We start from the raw sequence: 25706 nt of genomic DNA, 5'->3' as shown, positions 1-25706 counted from the left end.
ACAGAGGTATGATTTTGAAGTAATTCAAGCGTATTATTCAAAGGATGGGTCTCCGTTTTTACTTAATACCAGCTGCCAACTCATCAACCACTTCTTGTACAGTTTGGATCTTTTTGCTTGGCGTAATTCCAGTACCAACAGTGATAATACCACCTTCGCCGTTACCTTCAAGCATACCGATACGGATTACACTTGAACTACCCCCAACCTTAGCAATTTCTTCACGAGATGCGCCCTGGTTATCCATAGCCACCAATTTTTCAGCAAACGGTGTAGGCAACGAACGGTAGTAAGCTGGTAAAGTACGGTACAACAACAAATCTGCTGCAGATGAATCCACTATCATTTGCTTTACTGATTGTGCTGCAGGGTTTTCAACAGTAGGAATAAAACGGCTTCCTAAAAAGACACCTTCTGCCCCCAATTCAAAGGCGCTGGCAACACTGCGAGCATCACCGATTCCACCAGCAGCGATAACTGGAATATCAAGCACATCAACGATCATAGGAGTTATTGTAAACGTACCAATGATACTTGTTGGCAATGTTCCACCCTCATCAAATCCAGTAACAACATAAACGTCAACACCCATAGCTTGAGCAGCCTTTGCATCTTCGATCGTTGGAGTCAAAGGACGATAAACAATTTTAATGCCCGCTTCCTTTAATGGGGTAATGATCTTTTCAGTCAATGTTCCTTCAACACCATTAAGAAGAATAACTTGAACACCTTCTTCAATGACAACTTCTAAAATTGGCCAAGTGAACTTCATATCTGCATCAGTAATCAAAGTTGTACCAAATGGTTTATCCGTCAGTTCCTTTGTTTTACGAATCTCGCGGCGCATACGTTCTGCGGTTTCCTCTGGAGAGGTTGTAATTGTCGTTTGACCGGCATTCGGACCAAGAATCCCTAAACCACCCGCATTACTCACGGCAGCAACAAATTCGGCATTCGTAATCCAACTCATAGGTCCTTGTAAAATGGGCTTTTCAATACCAAGAATTTCTGTTACACGATTTTTCATAATTATTATCCTCTCTTTAGCACCATTATTGGCATAATACTGTAAAGCTTAATTGGTCTGCTCTCCGGGTTATGTTACAATAATCATTAGCTTGCTAATTAGTTAGCAGCCTTGGCACTATCATAAGTCCATACGTTTCATTTGCAAAGAAGGCAATTTAAATGAACGTAGTACATATTTTTGTACTTTTAGACTGGGAGCGATATCATGAGGGTATGTAATGAAGGATTTGAAAAAGAGTTTATTGATGAAAAAAGAAATATGTACGCAATAGCCTTTACGCAAAATGTACTTTCGGGGCGATGGAAATATTTCATTATCTGGTATCTGGAAGGGGAAAGACGCCGGTTTACCGAGATAAAAAATTTCCTGAGAGGCTTGTCGCAAGGCTCGCTCACCAAGTAACTCAAGGAGCTGGAGGACGACGGAATTATTCAGCGCGATGTGTATCCGGAAGTTCCGCCACGGGTCGAATATTCGCTGACAGAGAAAGGAAACAAACTGCTGCCTGTCCTAAAGAAGATGGAGGAATTCGGTAAAGAATATGGGGAGAAGCCTGAATTAGATGAAGGATAAAGGCTACCCCCTAATCAGCCAGCACATAAAATCTCGCCATCTGGACCAAATGTATGTTCAGGATTGCTCCTTCAGCCAGCCATTCTAGTCCACCTCAAAAGGAATGGCCTTGCCACTACTTCTAATTGCATAACATATCGAGTAACAGTAAGTTAAGCCAACCTTTGGGGCTAGGCCCAAAATATCGAACCTGGTCAAATCGGCAATAGTACCATGTTCTTGTCCATTGCGGGCAAAGGGACCAAGTTCTTGTCCTTTGCTTAGGACAAGAACTTGTACCTATTGGCGTTTTTTGTTCGCCCTCTTTACTTTATTTTAGCATAATAAAAAAAACCTTTGAAAGCGACAGACATGGTCTAGTGTGTCCTGCATTCTTTCTTTGTCCCCAACTCTTCTAATGAAGCTATTTAAAACCCCTAACAATTAATGTTAGGGGCTAACTTCAAGTGAAACCAGTATATCGCGCCCGTTGTGGCCAAAGAATACGTCCAATGATCCATTTATCATTTTACTTTTAAAAAGTGTATAACTCACTTTATTACCAAGGTAAAAGCAAAGCTTATCAAGAACATCGAAAAAAATCCTATTTCAAAATTATTCTTTGCATATTGATAAGTCTAACAAGGCAATTAATTAAAATCTTGCATTAAGTCATCAATCACTGCGTTTACAGTTCTAATCTCTTTAATTGGAGTAATACCTGTGCCGACAGTAATATAGCCATCCACTTTGTTACCCTCTAGCATTCCGATACGCAGACCACTTGCTCCGCCCATTGCTTTTGCTCTTACTGATCACCCCTTGTTCCACCAATTCTGCGAACCGTGCTTGTTCTGCGGGCAACTGTTCCGCAATTTCTTCCTGCGGTGCATCTGGTTGAATTTTGACATGAACGAGAAAACGCATGTTTCACTCCTCCTAATATGTTAATATACTGTAAAATCCAAATCTCATTTATTATAGTTTCACACGATCAATACCAATACTTTCACTACAAGCATCGAGTAGGGTATTTTTATTGAAATAAATGTGGGTACAGGGAAGGAACTCCTCTGGCAAGACCCTGCTGTACCTCCCGACTTGTAGCATCAGTCAACAATCTCGTAGAGGTCGGCTTCAATCCCATCAATTGCGGTTCTAGAGATGTCCTTTGGAGATGATTTAGGCGCATGGATGCCAGCTGTCATGTCCGTGTCCATAAACGCTACATGCAATCCGGCACCCCTAACGTTCTTAGCAGCTAATTCTAAGCGTAATGCTTTTGTTACTCCCCATTGAGCAGATTTTGCAGCTGAATATGCCCCTCCTTCGTCTATATTGATCCAAGATAATACGGATAGGATATTCAGAATCGAACCCCCTCCATTCTTCTCAATCACTGGTGCGAACGTGCGAATCATTGAAAGTGTACCAGAAACATGAGTGTCGAATTACAAATGAATAGCATCCAGCCAACCTGTGAGCAGAGAAGCACCCGTTGCTGAACCAGCGTTGTTAATTAGAAGGGTAACATCCCCTGCGATCTCTGCTGCAGCTACCACAGATTTCGGAGCAGTAATATGAGTTGTAGTGGAATAGCACCAGGCAGATCGACTGATTCTGGGTTCCTCGCACCAGCGTATACTTTAGCTCCTCTTGCTAAAGTTCAAGAGCTAGATGTTTGCCTAAACCTCGATTTGAACCGCTGACAATAGCAACTTGTTTTGAAATATCTATTTTGCTACCCGAATCATTAAATTAAATACATTTTTATCTCCCATCCAAATAAAATTGGTTCAGCTTCGTTTTACAAGTAGCTGCCGTTCTCCTTTGCCATTTCGAATGACAAGCTGCTCTGACTATTCGGTTTGCTTGGAGTGACTGCAGGACTCACGGGTGTTCTGTATTGACAAGGTCAGTTGTTGGTCTTCTTCTTTACCTGAACAGGTACGTTGAAATCATCGACGTTAATATGTCCAAACCCGCCTTTGGAGTGGTCAACCACCTTAATGTAAAGCTCCTCGCCGATATAATCCGACGCATCCCAAATCTTTCGTTGATATTCTTCATAATTGGTCGCTGTCTCTTTAAATAACTCTTTGCCGTCCGACGCCCGAACCAGCGCAACATACAAACGGTCTATATCCCGGCCGCCGCTGATAAGGAAGTTGATCTTACCGTTCCCACCAAGGACGAAATTTTGAGATCTTAGCGCTCCTGTCAAGCTGTCGCCGCCGGCTTGCTCGTTGAAGCCCCATAAATGGTAGCCGCCCGGAATTTTATGCGACGGGTTGAAGTAAATGGTGTCCCAGAAGAACTGGGTATTGGTCACATGGACATTCTGGAAGGCGTCTCCTTCCGTAATCCATCCTGTTAAGTCGCCTGTAGCAAAATCATGGTTAGGCAGCTCTGTAATATCCTTATACACGGAGTTATCCCAGTTATCGGGCACATAGACCGGAGCAGCCGTTTTACCCGTTAAGGCATTCATATCCCATACTTGCATAGACTTGACAGTGATATCGCCATCGGCCCAGATTTGCAAGCCCAAGGAGTCGTATCTGCCTACATAGACACGAGTTGTCAGCTTCTTCTTGTAATTTGCAAAGGCTTCAATGACCGAGCGATCGAGAAAGATATGGAGTTTCAAGTTCTCTCCGTCAAGATCTACATATCCTCCTTGAATGCCGTCCACACGCACATCCGGATCAATGCTGCTCTTGGTTCGATCCACATTGAATGTCCCATTCTTCTTGTCGTAGTAAATGAGCGTCTCTTCTTGGCCTTTTTCCGAGCGTCGCACCTTGAGACCGAATTTCTGGGCCTCACGCGGATCAATCTCCATCACAATCTCTAGCATGTCGCCTTTGACATTTTTAATCAATTGATTGGCACTCTCCAAATTTTTGTCCGAAAAATCAACCCATTTTTTCCCTCGAAGGCTCTGCAGTTCTTTAATCGGTTCGACATGCAATTTATCATGCTTATCGAGGCTTAGGGAAAACGGCAAAGATAAATTATGAGCCCATCCGGATTGATATTCGGCTTGCGGTGTTCTTACATTTTGCACCATGGAGAATACGACCGTTCTTCCGTCAGGTGTGACCAGACCGCTCTCTGCGGTTAAATAGCCGTCACCTACATCCATTTTGGAGGGTGCCTCCTGATCAGGAATAAATTTAAAGTTATCCCGGTCCCAGGTCCCGATCCAGTAAAAGACCTCAACATCTCTTTGCACATCGTTCGCTGGAGGAACATGCTCCGGCTTTTCATGGGGATTAATCATGAAAATATATTTTTGCTTGCCCGTACTATCCGTGCCTAACGGCAATAACACTGGCAGCTCCCATACCGTACCCAACTCCGGATAACGGCTTCTGTCACTAACGTATAATGGCCCCTTATATTCCCAATTGTACATATCGTCGGATACATACACCAAAGCTGTGCCGCTTCTGAAGTCTGGAAGGCCAGACGTCACTAACTGATACCACTTGTCCACCTCTTTGTCGTACCATACAAATGGATCGCGGAACTCATTGTGAATGCCTTTTCCATTCTGCTCCGTTACCGGTTTAGGATATTTCACCCATTTTTCCAAATAGGGATCGGACAAATCCGCCGGAGTTGCCAGCCCGGTTCTTTGGTTCGGCGACAGGGAGTCGTTGCCGGCGGTATAGAACAGAACGGGGTTGCCGTTTCGATCATACGCTGCACTGCCTGACCACGTGCCGTCCGGATCTAGGGTGCCCGCTTCGGGCGCAAGAGCAGGTCTTACATTTTGCCAGTTCACCATATCGTCACTCACCCAATGCCCCCAGTGGATTTGATGCCAGTATGGACCTTGCGGGTTATGTTGATAAAATAAATGGTATTTGCCGTTATAATAAATCGGTGCATGTGCTTCATTCATCCAGTTTTGCGGAGGCATCGCGTGGTACTGGGGACGGTGCTGATCTCCGTCAAACACACTTGGATCCTCATCAATGTCCGAATTCGGAATTTTCGGAATCGAACCTCCATGAAGCGCCTTCACGCTCTCATATCCAGCAAGTATCTCCTGGTTCGTAAGGGCTTTATTATGCAGCTTCACTTCATCTAGGAGTCCGCTGAACATATTGAAGGAGAACAACCCTGCCAACTCTACAGGTTTATTATTTTTCCCGATGATCAGGCTTTCGGTAGATGGTGTGATCGGAACGTTGACGGGGGTTGCTTGGGAAGCCACTTCCTCACCGTTTAGATATAACTTAATCTTTCCATCTTCTTTACTGAAAGTAGCGGCCACATAATTCCACTTGTATTTTTCCAACGGGTGATCCTTAACCCATACCTGAATCCACTGGCCGCCAATTCCTACCTGCATCGACCATGTACCGTGCCGATACATTCCAAGAGAAAAGCCCTCTGCTTTATCCTGATCGGATTGGTTTACGATCGCAGACAGCTTGTTTCCGTCTCCCCATTCATAGCTCCGCGGTGCAACCCAAGCTTCGATGGTTAACGCGTCGCTTACAGGCACAGTATCCTTTGCATTGACCTCAATATAATTCGAGTATCCATCAAACAATAAGGCGCCGCCTTTTATTCCACGCGGAGTCCATCTTGGATCCTTCGATGCCATATACCTGGCGTTGTTAAATACATAGTTCACATCATGCTTAAGATTGCGTACATTCTCCAACACTTTTTTTCCTGCGCCTTCATCAAGGTTTAAATAGAAAATGGTACCCACACCACTTGCTTGGAACCCATCAACGGCAATGCTGGCTTCATTGGAATGATCGACAACCTTTACATAGAGCTTCTTGTTGTAGTGTTCCTGTACTTTCCATGAGATTTTCTCGTTCGCGCTGACATCCCCGGTTTTCATAAGCAATGTGTTGCTGTTCGCATCGTAAAGTGCGACATATGCGTTTTCCGGTTTGAGGATATCCAAAATAGTGAAGTTAATTGTTCCGGTTCCCTGAAGCGTGAAAGTATTAGAGGTGATGAAGCCCTTACCTTGCACGGAGGATCTGGCATAGAAGTTCCCTTCTTTGCTCGCATGAGCTTCATCGGTCACTTCAAAAGCATCTCCCTCAACCGTCCAGCCATCGAGATTTCCGGTTTCAAAGCTTGGATTATCGATTTCATAGCGTTTGAAATCTGGCTTGATATCCGTCGCAACCATTCCTTCAGCTGGCTCCGATTCATGGTACACGGAGAATGCGTCCGCAAAAATGATTCCCCAATCTGAGGTTGCATTATCGACGACCTCCACATACAGTTTCTTGCCCAATTGTGTGGAAAGATCCGCCTTGTATTGCACCATATTGGCAAGCCGCATGCCCTGCGCAGGATCCGGGAAGCCAACGTCGGCGAATGCGCTATTTCCGTATCGGGCAATAACTTGTCCCGTATCGACTTCCACAATATTTATAAATACCTTGTCTGGGTTCTTCGCACCGCCAAGCTTGAAGCTGATCCAGCCGCTTCCGCCCAGCTCGAAAGTGCTGGAACGAAGTACACCTGTCGCAGATTCGTCATACTTCCAGCCGTTTAAATGATAAGCGCCTTCCTGGTTATACGGTATTTTTTCCGCCCACCAAGTCGTTTCGTTTGTCACGCTATTCGGACCGAACGCATTGCCTTTGACAACGGTCCATCCCGTCAAATCTCCTGTTTCAAATCCAGGATTCCGGATTTGATAGACCGAATCCGTAACTGACAATCCCACGTCATTCTTAGGAATATTCTTGATTTGATAAACCGCATTCGTAACCGACGAGCCTACGTCATTTTTAGGAATGAGCGTGTTCCCAGCAACAGTTCTAGATTCAGCTACTGCGGAGATTCCTGGAACAACAAGCTGGAGCACCATAGCCCATATAAGCATTCCCGATATCCAATATTTTCTTATTTTTACCTTTTTCATTCTAGATCCTCCTTCGAAATTTCTTGCACTTTCAAACATCGATACTTCATTTCGAAATGCTCTCCTAGTACAAAGATGAAAGTCAAGAAGAAAGGAGAAAATATATGAAACGTTTCCAATTAGAGAAAAGCGAAGTTACTTGATCATTTGCTGCATGACCCCATTAGTAAGGAGCGCCTAAGCAATCGTCTTACCAAATGGACTGCATATCCCATATATCCAAGGATTTAACAAACGGTTCTCCATCTCCCCAAATCTCGAGTCCCAAAGCATCCATACGGCTCGGGTACACCCGGGTTGTCAGGCTTTTCAATCCGTTTGCATAGGCTTCGACCATGGAGCGGTCCAAATAAATATGAAGCTTCAGATTCTCCCCAAGTAGCTCCAGCTTACCGCCCTGAATCCCTCTGCACTTTTCTCCCGGATGCAGTGTCGTTTTCGACCGGTCGACCATGAGCATCGCTTGATTCCAATCATAATACAGCAGAGTTTCTTCCTCTCCGTCCGGCGTACAACGGACCTTGATTCCGAATTGTTTGGCGCTGCCGGGCTCCAATTCCAATTGAATCTCAAGCATGTCACCATGAACATCCCTGAGCTGTACATTAATTTCAGCCAATGACTGTTCCCGAAGTGATAGCCGCTTGGCGCCACGCAGCGATTGAAGCTCCTGAATCGGCTCTATACCCAGACGTCCGTCATCCCTCAAATACACGCTTAACGGCAAGCCGCCGTTATGAGCCCAGCCCGACTTATATTCCATCTCGGACGTCCGGTCGCCTTGGGCTATCGTAAAGACGATATTTCTGCCGGTCTTCGGATCAACCATTCCGCTCGGTCCGGTAAAATGGAAATCCCCGACGTCAATCAATTGAGGCTCTTCTTGATCGGGGATGAACGAAAGATTTTGCTTGTCAAGTTGCCCGATCCAATAGAACACCTCGACATCCGCTCCCTTTCCTACAGGGCTGACAAGCAGGAGATGTTTGTTCACCCCCTGCTTGTCACTGCCAAGGGGAAGAAGCACAGGGAGCTCCCAGATGGGTCCAAGGTAAGGAAACTTCTGAATATCTGCTTTAAAAAACGGCCCTTTATACGTCCAATTCAGCATATCCTGTGACGCAAATGCCAGTGCTGCTCCGCCTTCGATTCCGGACCCAACCAGAGCATACCAGCCGTCATCGTCCTTCCATACGAACGGATCCCGGAAATCCCCAAATGCGCCCATTCCCTTCTTCTGCACGATCAACGGCTCCGGATGTTTGACCCAGTGAACCAGATCCGGGTTTCCGTCAAGGGTATAGGTGCTTCGGGCAAGCGCCACGCTCTGATTCGGCGAAGCGCTGTCATTACCTGCCGTAAAGAACAGGACAGGCAGGCCGTCTGCATCATAGGTTGCGCTTCCCGACCAGATCCCGTCCGGTGCGAGCTGATCCTTTTCGGGCGCCAGGGCCACGGGTAGATCACGCCAATGCACCAAATCCTGACTTACCCAATGTCCCCAATGGATCTGATGAAAGAACGGCCCATGCGGGTTATGCTGATAGAACAAATGATATTGCCCGTCAAAATAGATCGGTGCATGGGGTTCGTTCATCCAATGGGCTGGCGGGCTAACATGATATTGCGGTCTGTGCCGATCAAGCAGCAGTGGCGTCCGATCCAGCTTGATCTCGTCATAGTTTAATTGCGGCCGGATACCTTCGTGAAAGGTATCCAGCACATGCCGATAAGAAGCGGCCACTTCTTCCGCGCTCAGCGCCCGATTATAAATCTTGAGTTCATCAACGATACCGCTAAACATGTGCAGGCTGAACACTTCCGCCAGCAGGCTGCTATGGTTATTCTTGCCGATAAGAAGATCCGAGTCCGTCGCCTCAGCCAGGCGGGAACCACGAGGCAAGGCTGCCGAAGCAATTTCACTGCCGTTCAAATACAGCTTGATTTCGCCTTGGTTCCCATCGAACACTGCATTCACGTATGACCATTCATTCTTGGGCAATTCATGGCCGTCCGGCGACCAAAGTTCCTTCCAGTCCCCTCCTTCCAGCCCGACTTGGAAGGACCAGGAACCGTGACGGAACATACCGAGCAGATAACCCTGCTTACGATCCAGATTGTAGCGGTTCACAATAGCGGACAATTTGCCATCATCCCCCCATTCATAGGAGCGTGGGGCTACCCATACTCCAATGCTTAGCGCTGATCGATACTCTGACTCGGTGTTCTGATTTCCCTCATCGAACGAATGCGCAATGTAAGTCGAATAACCGTCGAACAGGAGCCCATTTCCAACTACTCCCTGTCTCCACCGTGGAGGGCAAGGTTTAGTAAACTCCGCTTGGTTAAATACGTACTGGATATTATCCTGGACTTGGGATACACTCTCCAGAGCGCTTGTACCGGTTTCTTCATTGAACGCCCAATACATGATCAATCCCCGATTATCGGTTGCATGGCTCATACTTCAACCCTCCTTGATGCCTGCTCCGTAGGGCCATTGGGAATATGAATGGAGTTAAGAGCATGCATATGAAACGAGTTCAGTACAACTTCCCCTGTTTTCGCACTTATCTCAATACGATCCATCGGAGCATCAGGGAATATTTGATCCGTCAGTGCAACCAAACCCTCATTTGCGTACACTTCAACCGCGTTGCGATCCAGCCAGATATGCAGCTTGATCTTTCCATTCTCCGGAACCATTCTAGCACCGTGCTTGCACCCAAACGACGGGTGGAAGTCAGTCAGGCCCGATTTCGAACGGTCGATGAATAGCCATTGGCGCACAGGGTCATATCCGATAATAGTCTCACTTTGCCCAGAGGACTTCATTTTAATATGAACCTCGTCCCCGGAACGAATGTCGATATCCGCTTCAATTTCAAGCAGAACATCATTCATTTTTTGCGTAAACGGCACCGCCGGCGTAACCTTGACCTCATTCCAGCAGAGCGTTCCTTTTCGCAGCTGCTCTATTTCCCGGACAGGCATTTGAGTCAGAACTACGCCCTCGTCTCGGCTGGTCAATGATAAGATGCGAGGTAAAGTCATTGCGCCTCTCCAGGCTCCGGTAGGCGTTTGGTTGGCATATTTCCAGTTGCTCATCCATCCGATGATCACGCGCCGTCCGTCTTGCTCAGCTATATCCGACCAAGTGACCCCCGCATAATTGTCCCGGCCATAATCCAGCCACAGGATATGATCGGCCGGATTGTCATTGATGAACGTATTTCCGTCGAACTCTCCGATAAAGTATTGCGTGCGTGAGCCTTCCGGACAGTTGGGATTATCCCCGATGCTTATGATAAGTACCCATTTGGAACATCCGCTGTCATCAATCGGCAATTCAAAGAGATCAGGGCATTCCCAAACTCCGTCATGCGAGCCTTCACTCTTTCCGAATTGGCCTGACAACGACCATTCACGTAAATTGTCCGAACGATAAAACCGAACATGGTCTCCCGCGACTAGAGCCATAATCCAGCATTCACTTGGCGAATGCCAGAACACCTTGGGGTCCCGGAAGTCGACCAGATCATGCTCGTCGAGTATTGGGTTCCCCTCATATTTGTGCCAAGTTCGGCCTTTATCGCTGCTGTAAGCCAGGCTTTGCCGCTGGCGAGGTTGTCCGGTCTCCGGACAGCTGTCTGCATGAGTGAAGAGTGCGATCATTCCATGGGAACCATCGAACAGTCCGCTGCTATTGTTCCAGTCAACCACACAGCAACCGGAGAAAATAGCGCCATGCTCATCCGGGAACAGAGCGATAGGCATATGCTCCCAATGAACCAGGTCTTGGCTTACAGCATGACCCCAGTGCATTGGTCCCCATTGGTTACTATAAGGATGGTGCTGATAAAACAGATGATAGACTCCCTCGTAATAGACTAATCCGTTGGGATCATTCAACCAATGGGAGTGAGGTGAAAAATGAAAACCCGGCCTAAATCTATCATCATCGTGCTGTTTATTTGTCTCGATTATCTGGGTAATTTCATCTGTCGTCGGCATAGATTGAAGAGCCCCTTTCCGTGTGGTTACTAATGCACCGCCGGCATTAGCAAAAGTTAGCATACCGATGATTTGCTGTTTGGTCAGCTGATTCAAAGAAACACCGGCTTTCAGTATCTTATATAACAAGCAGCCCAGAAAAGCGTCGCCGGCTCCTGTCGTATCAATGGCCTCTACTTGAAAACCCGGCACATATCCGTCATGACCCGCTAATCGGTAATAGCAGCCTTTTTCCGCTAAAGTTACGACGATCCAGGTGATGCCGAATTGTTGTTGCAGCTCTAACGAGCCTTTTTCCACATCAGCAGTTTTCAATCCTATCAAACGGGACATCCTGCGTGCGCAAGTATGTATCCGCTCCTGGCTTCCGGTAGAAGCTGAACGATCGGTCTCCGTTGTCATCCAGATGGACAAATGCCAGCGTTGTATTGGCTTCATCTGTAAACGAAAGCGCAGACACGTCGATGCCGCCGTTCATCAAAGTATCGTGCAGCAAGGAACCGAATCGATCATCCCCAACTTTGCTAATCAATGTCGCTCTAGCTCCTAAGCGGGATAGAGCAGCTGCTACGTTAGCCGGAGCCCCTCCAGGATTGCATTCAAACTGCTCGTTGCCTCTCGCTGTACGACCTGATGGCGTAAAGTCTATCAATACTTCCCCAATGGTTATTACATCAAGCACAGTTTCTCCCCACCTATCCTTTGATTATTTATTTTTTAAATTTGCATTATAACGGTCCAGCCCTTTTTGATAGATCTCCATTAATTCGTTCAGCCCCATCTTCTCGAGTGTCTTCACATAGCTGTCCCACTTTTCATCTACGTCGCCATCGACGATGAACTTGCCTCTTTGGGTATTTACATATTTAATAAGTTCTGGCTCAATCCGATTGATTTTATCTAGTTCATCCGGTTCAAAGAAGATGCTCGGATAGTTTTCCTTTTTCATATATGGAGTGTAATATTTCTCCAGATAATCAGCACGCTTCTGAGCTCGGAGTTCCATATCAACAACTTTTCCGAAGTCATCGAAAGTAATGACGCCCGGATTTCCTGTGCCTGGAGCCACTTTTTGACGGAATTCACCTGCGGAGACTCCTTTGGGAAGCGGCAGGTTCACCAATTTTCCTTTTTCGTCCTTCTTGAATACGACATCCAACGGACCCCAGTGAATTTGAGCCGCCATGTAAGGGTCAAACTGTTGATCGATCCAACGCATCGTCATTGCCGGATAACGGTTCTCCTTTGTAATCACGAAGCTACCTCGTCCCGGTCCTCCGCCGTTGCTGCGACCAACCATTTGATCTCCATTTGGGCCTTTAAGCGGGGACAGCAGAGCATAATCCTTACTACGCTCCGGTCCGACAACTTCTTCGACTTCCCACCAAACGTAGGAGCCGAGCGTTTCATCTGGTGTTTTGCCTTTTGCTAAATACTGAGCGGCATCCTGGGTGAACGATTCAGGGTCAATCAGCCCCTGCTTATACCAGTTATCATGAATATATTTTAATGCTTCCTTATATTGAGGTTGCGAAGCGGTAAAGATCACTTTACCTTCGCGGACGATCCGATGTTCCAAATTATCCGGAAGACCGAAAGCTCCGAATATGCCGGCAATGTCACTACACCACTGCATATGCATAAAGCTTAATGGGATTTCATCAGCCTTGCCATTGCCGTTCGGATCCTTCGTTTTAAAGGCAATCAAAGTCTGAGTGTATTCATCCAGCGTCTGAGGTACTTTCAGGCCCAGCTTATCGAGCCAATTTTTATTGATGATGTGAAAGAAGGGGTTGGTATCGAGCTTATTCTCTTCCCACGACGGCAGCCCATAGATGTGACCGTCTGGTGCTGTGATGGCTAGTTTAATGTCAGGCCGACGATCGAGAAGCGCTTTCAAATTAGGCGCATATTTATCAATTAAATCCTCCAGCGGAATGATGGTTCCGTCTTTACCGTAATTGATTAGATCGTAATCTGTGAATCCGGCTCCGTAAAATGCGTCTGGCAAATCTCCGCTGGCCAACAACAAATTTTTCTTCTCTGCAAAGTCAGTGTCTGGAATGTTTTCCCAGTCAATCTTTACGTTTGTTTGTTTTTCCAGCCGCTTAAAAATTTCCATTTTCGAGTAATCCGGCGCTAAAGCAGCTTTCGGGGAGACCATCTTTAAGGTCACCGGTTCTTTAACAATCGGAAGACCGGTTTTATTAAAATTCGCATCCTGATCCGGATTTACCATCTGATTTTTTGACTCGCCACCGCCTCCCGAACATCCGCTAAGTGCAAACACTCCGGCCAGCATTAGAATTCCAGCACTTTTGAATAATTTCATCGTACATAACCTCCTTTATGTCATTCCACAAGCTGAAAACTTCCCTTGCCCTTGTTATATATTTGTCTGAATGCTGGATCTATCGATTCTGTTGCACATTCCCCCTTTCAGGCACCATGACAATGTTAGCCTTTGATCGAGCCGATCATCACGCCTTTAACAAAGTATTTTTGCAGGAAAGGATACAAAATCAGCAACGGTAGACTGGATACCATGATGACACCATATTTGATAAGCTCTGTAACGCGCATCTTCGCTGCGTAAGATTCCACGTCTATCATCATGCCCGAGTTGGCCTGATTCTGGACAAGAATGTTGCGCAGAACCAGTTGCAACGGATACTTGTTTTCGTCGTTCAAGTAGATCAAAGCGTCAAAGAAACCATTCCAGAAGCCGACAACATGATATAGTACCATTACGGCTATAACGGACTTAGACAAAGGCAATACAATGCTCCAAAAAAATCTGGTATTGGAACAACCATCGATTGAAGCTGCCTCCCACATTTCATCTGGGATGGTCGACTGAAAAAAAGTCCTTACGATAATGACATTAAACACACCTCCCGCTCCAGGAATAACAAGTGCCCAGATCGTATTCAGCATGTGAAGATCTTTGATCAGCAAATAGGTTGGGATCAGCCCTCCACTAAAAAACATGGAGATCAGTAAAAACCACATAATCGCCGATTTTCCCGCCAGTCCTTTACGAGCTAACGGGTAAGCTGCACATACGGTCACGGCTACTCCGATTAACGTTCCTAGACCCGCATATAAAATCGAGTTGGCATAACCAATCCATATAGATGAATCACTAAATATCCGCCCGTATCCATCCAGCGTAAAACCCTTTGGAAAAAACCATACTTCTCCTGAGTAGATGAGATTGGGGTCACTAAGTGAAGCAATCAGCACAAAATACAACGGGAATAATACAAGCAGCATAACTATGGTCAACATGAAGTAGTTGACGATGTCAAACCACATGTCTCCCTTGCTTTTTCTCTTTAATAATTGATTCAAAATGAACTCCCCCTTACCACAGGCTGGTTTCAGTCAACTTTTTGGCGATCCGGTTGACGGTGATTATCAGGATAATATTTACCACTGAATTAAACAGTCCAATTGCCGTAGAAAAGCTGTATTGTGCCTTTTGAATCCCGATTTCATAAACATAGGTCGGAATGATATTGGAAGTGGCATAATTCAAATCGTTCTGCATAAGGAAAGCCTTTTCAAAACCGATGCCCATAATGTTACCGAGTGCGAGAATCAATAAGATGACGATCGTCGGCAAAATGCTTGGAATATCCACATGCATTACGCGCTTCCATTTGCTTGCTCCATCCATAATCGCGGCTTCATGCAATTCTGGATTGACCCCTGCCAGTGCAGCAAGGTAAATGATGGTAGCAAAACCTGTCTCTTGCCAAACCGCTGATAAAATATACAAAGGACGGAACCAACCTTCGTCGGCCAAAAACATAATGGGGTCTCCTCCGAACAAGGTGATGATGTGATTCACGATTCCGCTGTTTGGAGATAGAAAAACATTAAGCATACCGACGAGCACTACGGTAGAAATAAAGTGTGGTGCGTAAATTACAGTTTGTACAATTTTCTTGTATCTTTTGGCCAGCATCTGATTCAACATAATCGCTATAATAATCGGAGCTGGGAAGCTAAACACAAGCGATAGAACACTGAGTGTAAGTGTATTCGTCATAATCGTCCAGAAGTTATAGGAATCGAAAAAATCAATAAAGTGCTTAAAGCCTACCCACTCGCTTCCCCAGATTCCCCGACTTGGTGAAAAATCCTTAAAAGCAATTTGTATTCCATACATCGGATAGTACTTAAATACGAGATAAATAATAATGATTGGCAACAAAAACAGATACAGTTCATAATCACGTTTGACCTGGTTCCATATTTTGCGATTTGGCTTGATCGTGGAATGATCCAACTCACTAGTTCTTGAATTCACCATTACACTCCCTTTCTTGTAAAAGGATATTTTCATTTTTGAAACGTTTCCAATTTATTATAAGAAAAACGTCAGTCGGTGATCCATACCATAAATCCACCGAATGAGCTGAAGTTTTTCCAATGTAAAAAAACTTGCCTAAGATAACGGGAGATGATACATTTGCTGATTCAAACTTATTCCTTCGATCTTTTAACAGAGTAGTCTGATTGTCAAATGAAACGTTTCCAATTTTCTATAAGAGAAAGTCAAGTTTGCATATCCAGACTGTGATCCGACTTTACGAGCTAATATCTTTACAATAAAATCATGTAGTTTCGCCTTGTCTGAAGATAACGGGGAGACGATACACTTGCTGATCTAAAGTTATACCATCGATCTTTTGATACAGTAGTCTGATTGTCAAACGTGCCATCTCCTCCACTGGCTGCCTGATTGTAGACAATATCGGATGAAAATAACGATGATCCTGAATGCCGTCGTAACCGATGACCTTTACATCCTCGGGAATACGAATCCCCTGCCTACCTGCTCTTTCTATATATTTGGCGGCAAACATATCGGTAATAGCGAAAATGCCGTCCACATCCTGATGCTTAGATAGAAATTCGCCAAAATAGGCTTCGTCGTCCACAATAGGATCTGGTTTCTCGTATACAACATAGTCTACACCTAATTTTTTCGCCTCATCAATGAAACCTTTTCTTCGATTCATGGTTTCACTAAAAACGGAAGTTACACTTCCCATAAAAGCCGGTTTCTGGGCCCCTGCTTTAACAAGTTCCCTCAAAGCTAGACGGCCTCCCTCATAATTATCTGAGGTTACACAAGTGATTTTTTTGTTGAAATGTCTGTCAATACTTAGAATCGGAATGTCATTGCTTACGCTATTTTCTATATCATTGTAAGTAATGCCGACAATACCAGCCACTTTGTTTTGCCGTAGCATATCCAGGTAATACAGTTCCTTTTCTGGCTTGCCGCCGCTATTACATAACATGAGCTTAAAGCCTTCCCGATCCAACTCATCCTCAATGTAATAAGCTAGTTCAGAAAAAAAAGGATGCCAGATACTTGGAAGCAGCAAGGCTACCATCTTGGATTTCCTCATTTTAAAATTTCGAGCGACTTCATTAGGAAAATAATTCAGTTCTTGTATAGCTTTCTCCACTTTCCTTCGTGTATCTGGTTTTACAGAGCCCGAGTTATTAATAACTCGGGACACCGTTCCCACAGCAACACCAGCTACCTTAGCTACATCTCTAATACTTGGCATTTAACCCCCCCATCTCTCTTATGGGAATTATAATAGCACTAAGTTGGAAACGTTTCAATTATTTTTTGAAGCGCTTTTTTTCTGACTTTTTTCATTGCCTACCCCGCATATGAATTTCGTGCCACCTGATTCAATCACACCTATTCGCTTTTTATTCTATTTTTTTACAAACTTACTCAATGTACTTTTCGAAGCGACACAAACATGTATGGCAACTCTATAAAATTAAAACTTAATTATTTCAGATTAAGTTGATGCGAACTGTAGCTCTTTATTGTATTAGAAACGGCGGTCAAAATGACCGCCACCGCAATGTAAAATAGATAATCACATCTATTATTTCTTCTTCAAAAAAATAAAATCTCCTTTTAGAGACCGATTCTTCTCTCGAGCTCTTCCGGTTTAAGATTGGTGACAACATCGATGCGCTTGATGGAGTAAACGTTGAAAAAGGTAGACTACATATTAATCGGCTTGAAAAAGATGTTCCAGAAGAGGCGAAACAATATAGCGCTGCTCTCTACGGCATGTTGCCACGGGTAAAGCTACCAGACCTACTTTTAGAAGTAGCAAGTTGGACTGGGTTTGACGAGCAATTCATTCATGCTTCAACCAATCGTCAACCTAAATCCGAAGAAAAACCGATTGTTCTGGCATCGCTCATGGCTATGGGTACCAATATAGGCTTAACAAAAATGGCTGATGCAACGCCTAGTATCTTAGAAACATTACATCCGCTGAACCAAGGATAGCATAAAAGCCGGTTATACCCTTAACGTGTGAAAACCGGCTATTTTTGTACTCAGAATTCCTTAGCGTTGTAAATCTGCGTTTTGCTGGTGGTACCCCTTCAAGATCGAAATATTCGCAGTATGTGTGTCCGCAAGAGTAAGAATTGCCCTACCGAACTACGGATGAACGGAGCACCTTAGAATTAGCAAAAGAAACCCGAAGTCTCATAAAAGACGTGGGTTTCTCGTCAATCTGAGTAGCCTTTAGGACTACTTTTTATTTCCCAATATTAAACCAACCGGGCATTGCTTGAATTACATTCCAGAGTTTTTCTGGAATATTAAGCTGGTTGAGTTTCGAAACGTTCAACTCAGAATCTACCTCGGCTTCACGTCCATTTGCGACCTTTTCAACCCAGTTAGGATCCATAATTAACGCATGCCCAATGGCGACTAGCGGCAATCCTAATTCCGCAGCTTGAAGAGCATCATCCGGTGTTAGTATGGAACCAGCAGCCATCACAGGTATCTTACCGTTTGCTCTTTCAAGAATTAATTCAAGCCGTGTTTTTTCATCTTGACTATCTACTGGCTTTGAAGACACATTATCTAATGAAGCATGAATATAATCTAAATCCTGTTCAACAAGGAAATCAATTAATTCATACGTGTCTTTCATACGTAATCCGTCCACTTTGTGGGATTCTTCAGGGGAAAGCCGGAAACCAATCATAAATGGTTTTGCAGCATGTTTTTCAATGACATTTTTGATTTCGTTAATAATCGCCAATGGAAAACGCAAGCGATTTTCAAGTGATCCTCCCCATTGGTCCGTCCGTTGATTCGTTGCTGGCGACCAGAAGTTTTGAATTAAAAATCCATGTGCCCCATGAATTTCGACGCCATCAAATCCGGCTTCAATCGCTCGTCTTGTTGTATCTCCAAAAGCACGTACAATCGACAAAATCTCCTCATGTGATAGTTCTCTTGTTTCTGGAGTTGAACCTAAATTAGTAATTTCGGGTTGCAATGCACTCGCACTAACTGCATCCAAATCGGGCAAAGCTTTATTGCCAGCATGAAAAATCTGTAGGATCGCTGGAGAGCCTCCACTTTTCGCTGCTTCAGCTAATTTTCGTAAACTTGGAGTAAATTCATCATTGTACCCAGCGAATTCATTCGTAAAACCTTGCCCATTAGGTGTAACATGAGTACACCCTGTAATGACGAGTCCTACTCCGTTCACTCTTTGTTTGTAATACTTTACTTCGTCATCCGAAATGGTAAGATCGTCATTGCTTGACCAGGTGGTCATAGGTGCCATAACGATACTATTCTTCATTGTTATTCCACTTCTGAATGTGAAGGATTCAAATAACCTACTGTATTTTTGATTCATTTCCTTAACCTCGCTATCATATTTTATTTTCTGTTTCAGTGTAATTGGTTACCGTTACAGTAGGTCAAGTATTTATTTTTATATGATTACATATAGAATTGTTGTGCTTTCATTCTCTTTATGATATATATTTAGTTACAGTAACTGTAACTAAAGGTGGGACAAGTAGATGTTGTATTCAATGACATACGTAGTGGAGAATTTAAATGTATCTGCAAAGACACTTAGGTTTTATGAAGAGCAGGGGATATTACCAAATATATCTCGTGACGAAAAAGGCCGTAGAGTTTATAACCAACAACAAATAGATTGGATTTCTTTTATTCGTTGTCTCAAAGAGACAGGAATGCCTCTTTCAAAAATCAAGGATTACAAGGAACTTTATGAATTGGGAAATAGCACCTTTTTGCAAAGAGAGGAGATGTTGATACAGCATAAATTGGAACTTCAGAAGAAAATTGACGAAAGTTTTAAACACATGGAAGAAATAAACTATAAAATTGCCATGTATGAACTTCAGAAAGAAGAGGTTATGAAAAACCCTAACTATAACTTTAAATGTCACGGTCACGGCCTGGAGATTAAGACGGTAAATTAATGTAATGTATTTGCGCTAACGGGAAACGATAGTTCAATCTCCAACTAAGACTAGGCTGCCGATCAATGTCGGCAGCCTAGCTCTGTCTTTGCACATTACCCAACAAGATAAATGAAGGTTTATTCCATACGTTTGAGACGCTGGTATTTCTCCAATCATAGCGAAATTCCTAGAGCTTATATTTAACATATTTATCCATCTACTTTGCCCTTGTGACAGCGACGCTGGTACTACCCCTTCTTCGGATGATTACACATAGGGATGCAGCCAATAATAATGCACCCTTTCTCGTTGTGTTATTAAATCAGCAATGTTTAGCTTGCTAAATATATTAAAAAAGATGGAGAACTCATGATAGATTATTCTCCATTTGTTGCATTAATTGTCTTAATATCAGCCGATCTTCCGTAGAAATGGATTGAAGTAGTTTTTCCTGCTGTTGTCTCCATTTGATCTCAACCGGTGTCTCTAATTCTTTGCCTTTGTCCGTTAGGAAAATGCGCATTATCCTTGCATCTTGTTCATCACGTTTACGATATATAAATCCGTTCTGCTCCAATGATTTAACCATGTTCGTTACCGTAGGCGGTTCGCATTTTAAGTGTTCACATAGTTGCATTTGTGTTACCCCATCACCCAACCACAGACGATACAGCAAATTATCTTGCCCTACATAAAGGTTAAGTTCCCTGAGAGATTCACTATAATTTCGACGCATTTGGGAGGAGATTCGATCTAACGACTGACGAATATCACAATCCACTTGATCTGTCATTAATTCATCATCCCTCGACTCGAATGTTATTTAGCGGGCTAACTATATCACGACGAATTTGATGTGTCAAATTAATTTATGGTGAACTTCCTTCTGGTCAAAAAAGTTTCTTCCCTGCTTCATTTTTTGGCATATCCCTGTTTGTGGAGATAGTCCATCATTTGTGGCTGAATACTTCTTTGCAGATGATCATGGATGTGGTCACTCCATCCTTTTACTTTTTTCGCTGAGAAAGGGGCCTTTACAGGTCGATTTTCATAATACTTCAACATGGTCTTATCATAAGTTGCTAATTTCAGTTTATCGAGTGTTTGATACTGGTTTTCATGTAAAACCATGGATTTAGGCAACCTTGGCTTGAGTTCAGGTTTATTTCCAGATGGACTACCAATACATAGTCCCACCAAAGGAATCACATACTTCGGTAAATTCAAAATTTCAGATAATTCATTAATGTTACTTCTCACACCACCAATAAAAACGCCACCAAGTCCAATAGATTCTGCTGCGGTTAAAGCATTTTGCGCCATAAGCCCGGCATCAAATGAACCGATTAAAAGAAATTCTATATATTCAAGGTCAACTTCAGGTGCGATTTGATGATTCCGGTGGAAATCTGAACAAAAAATCCAGAACTCTGCGGCTTCTTCAATATAAGGTTGATTAACCGAAAGTTGCATTACCATTCTTCGAAGATCTGGATCTGTAATTCTAATAATAGAAACGGCCTGCAAAAGACTGAATGATGATGTTTGATTAGCTGCCTTAAAGATTTCTTCTCGTTGTTCTTGTGTCAGTGGTTGATTTGTATAAGAACGAATGGACGTATGATTATGAAGTAATTTAAGGGTATTATTCATATGAATATCTCCTTCAATGTTATTATCATAAATAAAAGTGTTAGCAAAAATAGCAATGAGGTCTTAGTTATAGGTGGCCTCATATACTAACTCAATACAAAATTGCGTTACATTACAGACAATCCTCCATCAATTCATGATGAGCACCCGTAATATAAGAGGCTTCATCACTCGCAAGAAACAAAGCAAGGTTCGCTACCTCTTGAGACTGACCTAATCTTTTGATGGGAACTTGTTGTGCCCGTTCTTCAATTGCCTTTTCACTTAGAGCTTTAGTCACAATGTTTGTTTGTATAGGTCCTGGTTGAATTAGATTTATCCGAATTTGATCAGTGTCAAACTGTAGGAAAAAAATTTTGAGATCTTCATCCGATGGTTTTAACAATTTCATCAATCACTTCTTGACACGTTAGAATTTGCTGAATACCACCAGCTGACTCGGATACACTAACGGTCCCATTAACCAGATCGCCATCTAACATTCCTATTTTGAACCCTTCTCCATAATATTTGTATGCTTCTGCAGGCTTTCCTTGATTAATGAGTTCTAACGCTTTTTTGCCCGCTTCTGTAGGAATGGTTCTCAAATGTCCTGTACCTGATTTAAATTCAATAAACTCTTCACTTTTTACCTTAATGATGGCTTTCTTTGTTTCCATACTAGCTGGATTTTCTTTGGTCACTATAAACCTTGTTCCCATATATACACCTTCTGCACCCATAGATAGTGCTGCTTTCGCTCCCCGACCATCTATAATTCCTCCAGCAGCAATAACAGGGATTTTTACAAGTGAAGTGATTTGTGGAACAAGGGAAAACGTACTAATTTTATAATCACTCATATGGCCACCAGCTTCATAACCTGTAACGATGAGTGCGTCCACTCCTGATTTCTCGGCTTCTACAAGCTTCTCTACAGTTGGACTTAAGTCTCTGTACACTACCTTAATATCTTGTTCTTTAAGCCGTTTCAGTTCACGATCGACCACATTTAGCCCAATGGCAATAACGTTTTTGACATTTTCTTTAACCAATACATCAAAAACTGCATTAGTAAAGGGGTCTTCTGTAGCCCCTCCCATCGGGAAAATGTAATTTACTGCAAAGGGTTTATTCGTTAAAGCTTTTACCTTGCGAATTTCTTGGGTTAACCGGTCTGCCATATCTTCTGCACTTGTTGCCTTTTCGGTTTGGCCGGCATTTGGCCCGAGTACGCCCATTCCACCTGCATTGGATACTGCTGCAACAAATTCCGCAGAGGTTACCCAGGTCATTGCAGCTGAAATAATAGGATATTCTATACCCAGTAGTTCTGTAATTCGGTTTTTCATGATTGATTTCTCCTCTTTTTAAAAAAAATTTTCAATTATTACTTCGTATACCTGTTTTCAGGGTAAGGTAGACCCAAATTCCCTCGAAGTGTGTCGTCCTCATATTCCTTGCGGAAGATGCCTTTATCTTGCAAGATGGGAACTACCAATCGGATAAAATCTTCAAATCCGGCTGGATGATCCTGTCTTATGAGCAAGATATCCATAACGCCCTCTCGATACCAATGTTCTATTTTCTCGGCAACCTGCTCCGCAGATCCCATCCATTGAGGTTTCGGCACTCGATAACCTTTAGGTATCCATGATTCGATTTCCCTTAGCTTGTCTAAGGCTTCTTTTTCCGTTTCACCAACGATGGGATTATGAGAAGGCATAATCAGTAGATCGTTTGGTCTCCAGGAGCCATGATGACTTCGGCATGCTGTGCAGCTATATCCATGAATTCCAAGGAAGTACCGGCTTGAAAGATGACCGGTCTGCCTTGTCGAGATCGACTAACATTTAATGGTCCCTCCACTGAAAAGTAATTCCCGGTATAATTTATTGGATGCATCTTACTCGGGTCATAGAATACTCCGCTTTTCTTGTCACGTATAAAGGCATCGTCTTCATACGAATCCCAGAGGCCTTCAACAATCTCTAAAAACTCCTTTTTCATGGGATAAAGATCTGCTTTCCTTAAATGGGACCGACTGTAATTGGCTAACCCTCCCGGATTAGAGGTGATCACATTCCATCCTGCTCGGCCCTTGCTAATCTTGTCGAGTGAGGCTATTTGTCTAGCAACAGTAAATGGATCAGCATATGTTCAAGTTGCCTGGCTTTTTGAACGTAGTAATCAATATTTTCACTGGCATCTGCTGGAATAGCGGGGTGTCTCCATCCCGTGTAATTCCAACCAACGCCATCAATAATCCCTCCTATTTTTAACTTTCTTTCTTCCATTGTTGAATGATCTCCCTTTCATGAGGTTCTTTAAAGTTACAGTCAAAAAAGGAAAGCAGGTTATCTAATTGCTCTGGAAAATCATTTACCCCAATAATCCTCTGGACCTTAGCAATGCCCACATGGTCCAGCCATCAGCTGCAGAAGTCCTAATGTTTTGGAGACTTTTCTTAGCATCACTTCCGTTATAGACATGAACGAAGTCTAAAATCGAAAGCTGTAGTCTATTTCCTGTATTCACTTATCAGTAACTCCTTTCTGTGTTATATTTATTTAGCTTACTAAATATAAAAACGCAATCTTAGTTACCCTATTAAACTATAAAACGAAAACAAGAACATTATCCTTTCGCATTTTAGGTTAATTAAAATTAATTGTTTTGGTTTGTTGACACAATCATAAAGTCATTATGTTCATTTGCAAAGAGGGCAATATAAATGAACATAGTACAACTTTTTGTACCTTAAGATTAGGAGTGATATCAATGAGGGTCTGTAATGAAGGATTTGATAAAGAATTTATGGATGAAAAAAGGGATATGTACGCGATAGCATTTACCCAAAATGTTCTTTCAGGACGTTGGAAATATTTTATATTATGGTATTTAAAAGGAGAAACACGCCGTTATACGGATATAAAAAAATTTCTTGGAGGTTTATCACAAGGCTCTCTCACAAAGCAGCTTAAAGAGTTGGAGAACGATGGAGTTATTAAACGTAATGTTTATCCGGAAGTTCCTCCGCGAGTAGAGTATTCATTAACAGGCAAGGGAATCAAATTACTACCGATCCTTGAGAAGATGGAGGAATTCGGTAAGGAATACGGCGAAAAACCTTAATCTGATGAAGTTTTCAAACAAGCTTATTACCGAAATTTTGAATCCAAAGAAAACATTTTTATTTAAGTCTTTCCATCATCTCTTCGACAATTTGAAAAAGCCAATGAACATGTTCATCATTGGGTTTATTGAACCATTTATCCCAATCTAAACCCGAATGAGGATACTGTAGGGCAGGGTATTCAACTGGATTGGTGAATGGTCGGTACTTCATCACGTTATCTTCCAGTGTTTGAAATCCTAACTCTTTAACAAATTTCTTTGTCATTGTGGACTTCCCTGCACAACAACCACCATTTAACCAATATACATGCTTTAATTGTTCCTTCAAATATTCATCATTTATTTTCATTGTAATCCTCCAGCCTCATGGTTTAGTTTATTGAGTTGCCTCAACAAAGACCTCTTCTTTTACTTCCCGTTTTACGGCTTCAATCAGTGTTTAGACAATCTTTTACATATGTGAAATTTGCAACTTTCCCCTCTAAGTCTTCCTCATCCTGGTCACTTCCTCTTCCACCATGAGCTCCCTTCTAAAGGAAGTCTTTATGCATAGGTATACTCTGGTCCCAATCGTTCGATAACTTGATCCAACTGTTTGGTTAGATAAGGCGAAACGTCACCAATGCCAGCCACTGCTTCTAACAAGGGAAAGGGTTGCCCACTCCACGGGCCTCGTGGATCAAAGACTTGTCTACCGATTCGCAATCCTCCTGTTTCCTTGAAGATGTTCAATCGTTCCAATCCTTCAATAAGCAGCCCGACCGGCAGCGTTTTGTTCCTACGTCGGGACCATTCTGCCAAGAAGGACATGCCGCGTAATATATCATATTCAAAAAACCTCGGAAAGCAAGGCTTCAGCCATTCCATATCGATGACGCTTCTATTTTATTTAGAACATACAAGACGATGCTCAATTAAATAACGTGCGCCTTCATCTAAGAAAACGACTTCCTGTTCAGTAAATTCACGGTCTGTATGCCATAAGATAGCTTCAAGCGGAGGAAGTGTTGAAACAATAGAGCTCTTTTTAGAATGAGTATAAGCTTCAGGGTCGCAGTTCAGCCCGCCATCAGGTAACTGATGCTTTAAGAGCCATTCGCGAATCCAAGGCAGTTCCTT

Annotated in this window: 23 protein-coding genes and 3 pseudogenes; 4 read left to right on the top strand and 22 right to left on the bottom strand. The window is 43.3% G+C overall.

Annotated features, from left to right (window positions below; all coding sequences use genetic code 11):
• Window positions 1-58 precede the first annotated feature (58 nt).
• Window positions 59-1027, bottom strand: a complete 969-nt coding sequence (locus G9G54_RS06240) for an NAD(P)H-dependent flavin oxidoreductase (protein WP_165176792.1) — start codon at window positions 1025-1027, stop codon at window positions 59-61.
• A 207-nt stretch (window positions 1028-1234) separates the two neighbouring features.
• On the opposite strand from G9G54_RS06240, the pseudogene G9G54_RS06235 reads away from it, so the two are divergent.
• Window positions 1235-1603, top strand: a pseudogene (locus G9G54_RS06235) (winged helix-turn-helix transcriptional regulator).
• A 732-nt stretch (window positions 1604-2335) separates the two neighbouring features.
• Here G9G54_RS06235 and G9G54_RS06230 read toward each other — a convergent pair.
• The 10 genes from G9G54_RS06230 to G9G54_RS06185 all read right to left on the bottom strand — a co-directional run bounded on the left by G9G54_RS06230 (window position 2336) and on the right by G9G54_RS06185 (window position 17107).
• The gene (locus G9G54_RS06230; protein WP_165176790.1) at window positions 2336-2509 is read right to left on the bottom strand and encodes a hypothetical protein; all 174 of its coding nucleotides are present in this window, start codon (window positions 2507-2509) and stop codon (window positions 2336-2338) included.
• Between the two features lie 182 nt (window positions 2510-2691).
• Window positions 2692-3003: an SDR family NAD(P)-dependent oxidoreductase gene (locus tag G9G54_RS25475; RefSeq protein WP_235309795.1), complete on the bottom strand. Its 312-nt coding sequence runs from the start codon at window positions 3001-3003 to the stop codon at window positions 2692-2694.
• 494 nt (window positions 3004-3497) lie between these two features.
• On the bottom strand, window positions 3498-7499 hold the full coding sequence (locus tag G9G54_RS06220; protein WP_165176788.1) for a GH32 C-terminal domain-containing protein: 4002 nt from the start codon (window positions 7497-7499) through the stop codon (window positions 3498-3500).
• 190 nt (window positions 7500-7689) lie between these two features.
• A complete protein-coding gene (locus tag G9G54_RS06215) occupies window positions 7690-9963 on the bottom strand; it encodes a GH32 C-terminal domain-containing protein (protein ID WP_165176786.1) in 2274 nt (757 codons plus the stop codon).
• Entirely contained in the window at window positions 9960-11837 is a 1878-nt protein-coding gene (locus G9G54_RS06210; protein WP_238807810.1) for a PfkB family carbohydrate kinase, read from the bottom strand. Before G9G54_RS06210 ends, G9G54_RS06215 begins: the two co-directional genes overlap by 4 nt.
• Window positions 11815-12195, bottom strand: coding sequence for a PfkB family carbohydrate kinase (locus G9G54_RS25470; RefSeq protein WP_165176770.1), 381 nt, complete (start codon window positions 12193-12195; stop codon window positions 11815-11817). Before G9G54_RS25470 ends, G9G54_RS06210 begins: the two co-directional genes overlap by 23 nt.
• A 24-nt stretch (window positions 12196-12219) precedes the next feature.
• Window positions 12220-13845, bottom strand: a complete 1626-nt coding sequence (locus G9G54_RS06200; protein WP_165176784.1) for an ABC transporter substrate-binding protein — start codon at window positions 13843-13845, stop codon at window positions 12220-12222.
• A 125-nt stretch (window positions 13846-13970) separates the two neighbouring features.
• Window positions 13971-14867: a carbohydrate ABC transporter permease gene (locus G9G54_RS06195; RefSeq protein ID WP_061828394.1), complete on the bottom strand. Its 897-nt coding sequence runs from the start codon at window positions 14865-14867 to the stop codon at window positions 13971-13973.
• Between the two features lie 13 nt (window positions 14868-14880).
• Window positions 14881-15834 (bottom strand): ABC transporter permease, encoded by a 954-nt coding sequence (locus G9G54_RS06190; RefSeq protein WP_238807802.1) that lies wholly within the window; start codon window positions 15832-15834, stop codon window positions 14881-14883.
• 304 nt (window positions 15835-16138) lie between these two features.
• The gene (locus tag G9G54_RS06185) at window positions 16139-17107 is read right to left on the bottom strand and encodes a LacI family DNA-binding transcriptional regulator (protein ID WP_165176780.1); all 969 of its coding nucleotides are present in this window, start codon (window positions 17105-17107) and stop codon (window positions 16139-16141) included.
• Between the two features lie 407 nt (window positions 17108-17514).
• Here G9G54_RS06185 and G9G54_RS06180 point away from each other — a divergent pair.
• Window positions 17515-17826, top strand: a pseudogene (locus G9G54_RS06180) (Tn3 family transposase); the annotation flags it as partial.
• Between the two features lie 289 nt (window positions 17827-18115).
• Here G9G54_RS06180 and G9G54_RS06175 read toward each other — a convergent pair.
• Window positions 18116-19237, bottom strand: coding sequence for an NADH-dependent flavin oxidoreductase (locus G9G54_RS06175; protein WP_076295893.1), 1122 nt, complete (start codon window positions 19235-19237; stop codon window positions 18116-18118).
• Window positions 19238-19406: 169 nt separating this feature from the next.
• On the opposite strand from G9G54_RS06175, the gene G9G54_RS06170 reads away from it, so the two are divergent.
• Entirely contained in the window at window positions 19407-19835 is a 429-nt protein-coding gene (locus G9G54_RS06170) for a MerR family transcriptional regulator (RefSeq protein ID WP_061828399.1), read from the top strand.
• 349 nt (window positions 19836-20184) lie between these two features.
• Here G9G54_RS06170 and G9G54_RS06165 read toward each other — a convergent pair whose 3' ends face one another.
• The 7 genes from G9G54_RS06165 to G9G54_RS25450 all read right to left on the bottom strand — a co-directional run bounded on the left by G9G54_RS06165 (window position 20185) and on the right by G9G54_RS25450 (window position 23746).
• The gene (locus G9G54_RS06165; RefSeq protein WP_160790819.1) at window positions 20185-20610 is read right to left on the bottom strand and encodes a MarR family winged helix-turn-helix transcriptional regulator; all 426 of its coding nucleotides are present in this window, start codon (window positions 20608-20610) and stop codon (window positions 20185-20187) included.
• A 119-nt stretch (window positions 20611-20729) separates the two neighbouring features.
• Entirely contained in the window at window positions 20730-21470 is a 741-nt protein-coding gene (gene nfsA, locus G9G54_RS06160; RefSeq protein ID WP_165176778.1) for an oxygen-insensitive NADPH nitroreductase, read from the bottom strand.
• 112 nt (window positions 21471-21582) lie between these two features.
• Complete coding sequence (locus G9G54_RS25970; RefSeq protein WP_165176777.1) at window positions 21583-21861, bottom strand: SDR family oxidoreductase; 279 nt, start codon at window positions 21859-21861, stop codon at window positions 21583-21585.
• On the bottom strand, window positions 21836-22801 hold the full coding sequence (locus tag G9G54_RS06150) for an NAD(P)H-dependent flavin oxidoreductase (RefSeq protein ID WP_165176775.1): 966 nt from the start codon (window positions 22799-22801) through the stop codon (window positions 21836-21838). The genes G9G54_RS25970 and G9G54_RS06150 overlap by 26 nt, the downstream gene beginning before the upstream one ends.
• Window positions 22802-22839: 38 nt before the next feature.
• Window positions 22840-23082, bottom strand: a complete 243-nt coding sequence (locus G9G54_RS25460; RefSeq protein ID WP_238807798.1) for a hypothetical protein — start codon at window positions 23080-23082, stop codon at window positions 22840-22842.
• 95 nt (window positions 23083-23177) lie between these two features.
• Window positions 23178-23558 (bottom strand): LLM class flavin-dependent oxidoreductase, encoded by a 381-nt coding sequence (locus G9G54_RS25455; RefSeq protein ID WP_238807871.1) that lies wholly within the window; start codon window positions 23556-23558, stop codon window positions 23178-23180.
• A 14-nt stretch (window positions 23559-23572) separates the two neighbouring features.
• On the bottom strand, window positions 23573-23746 hold the full coding sequence (locus tag G9G54_RS25450) for a hypothetical protein (RefSeq protein WP_238807797.1): 174 nt from the start codon (window positions 23744-23746) through the stop codon (window positions 23573-23575).
• 484 nt (window positions 23747-24230) lie between these two features.
• Here G9G54_RS25450 and G9G54_RS06140 point away from each other — a divergent pair, with 484 nt between their 5' ends.
• Window positions 24231-24584 (top strand): winged helix-turn-helix transcriptional regulator, encoded by a 354-nt coding sequence (locus G9G54_RS06140; protein ID WP_061828404.1) that lies wholly within the window; start codon window positions 24231-24233, stop codon window positions 24582-24584.
• A gap of 58 nt (window positions 24585-24642) precedes the next feature.
• Here G9G54_RS06140 and G9G54_RS06135 read toward each other — a convergent pair whose 3' ends face one another.
• The 3 genes and pseudogenes from G9G54_RS06135 to G9G54_RS25440 form a co-directional block, all read right to left on the bottom strand.
• Window positions 24643-24936, bottom strand: a complete 294-nt coding sequence (locus G9G54_RS06135) for a hypothetical protein (RefSeq protein ID WP_165176773.1) — start codon at window positions 24934-24936, stop codon at window positions 24643-24645.
• Between the two features lie 194 nt (window positions 24937-25130).
• Window positions 25131-25454 carry a hypothetical protein gene (locus tag G9G54_RS25445; RefSeq protein ID WP_238807795.1) on the bottom strand — a complete coding sequence of 108 codons (324 nt, stop codon included), beginning with the start codon at window positions 25452-25454 and terminating at the stop codon, window positions 25131-25133.
• Window positions 25455-25472: 18 nt separating this feature from the next.
• Window positions 25473-25706: pseudogene (locus G9G54_RS25440) on the bottom strand (hypothetical protein); the annotation flags it as partial.

The organism is Paenibacillus sp. EKM212P (assembly GCF_011066115.1).
In the GTDB taxonomy this organism is placed as follows: domain Bacteria; phylum Bacillota; class Bacilli; order Paenibacillales; family Paenibacillaceae; genus Paenibacillus; species Paenibacillus polymyxa_B.
Note: the sequence above shows the minus strand (reverse complement) of the source record. Positions and strands in the feature narration are given on the sequence as shown.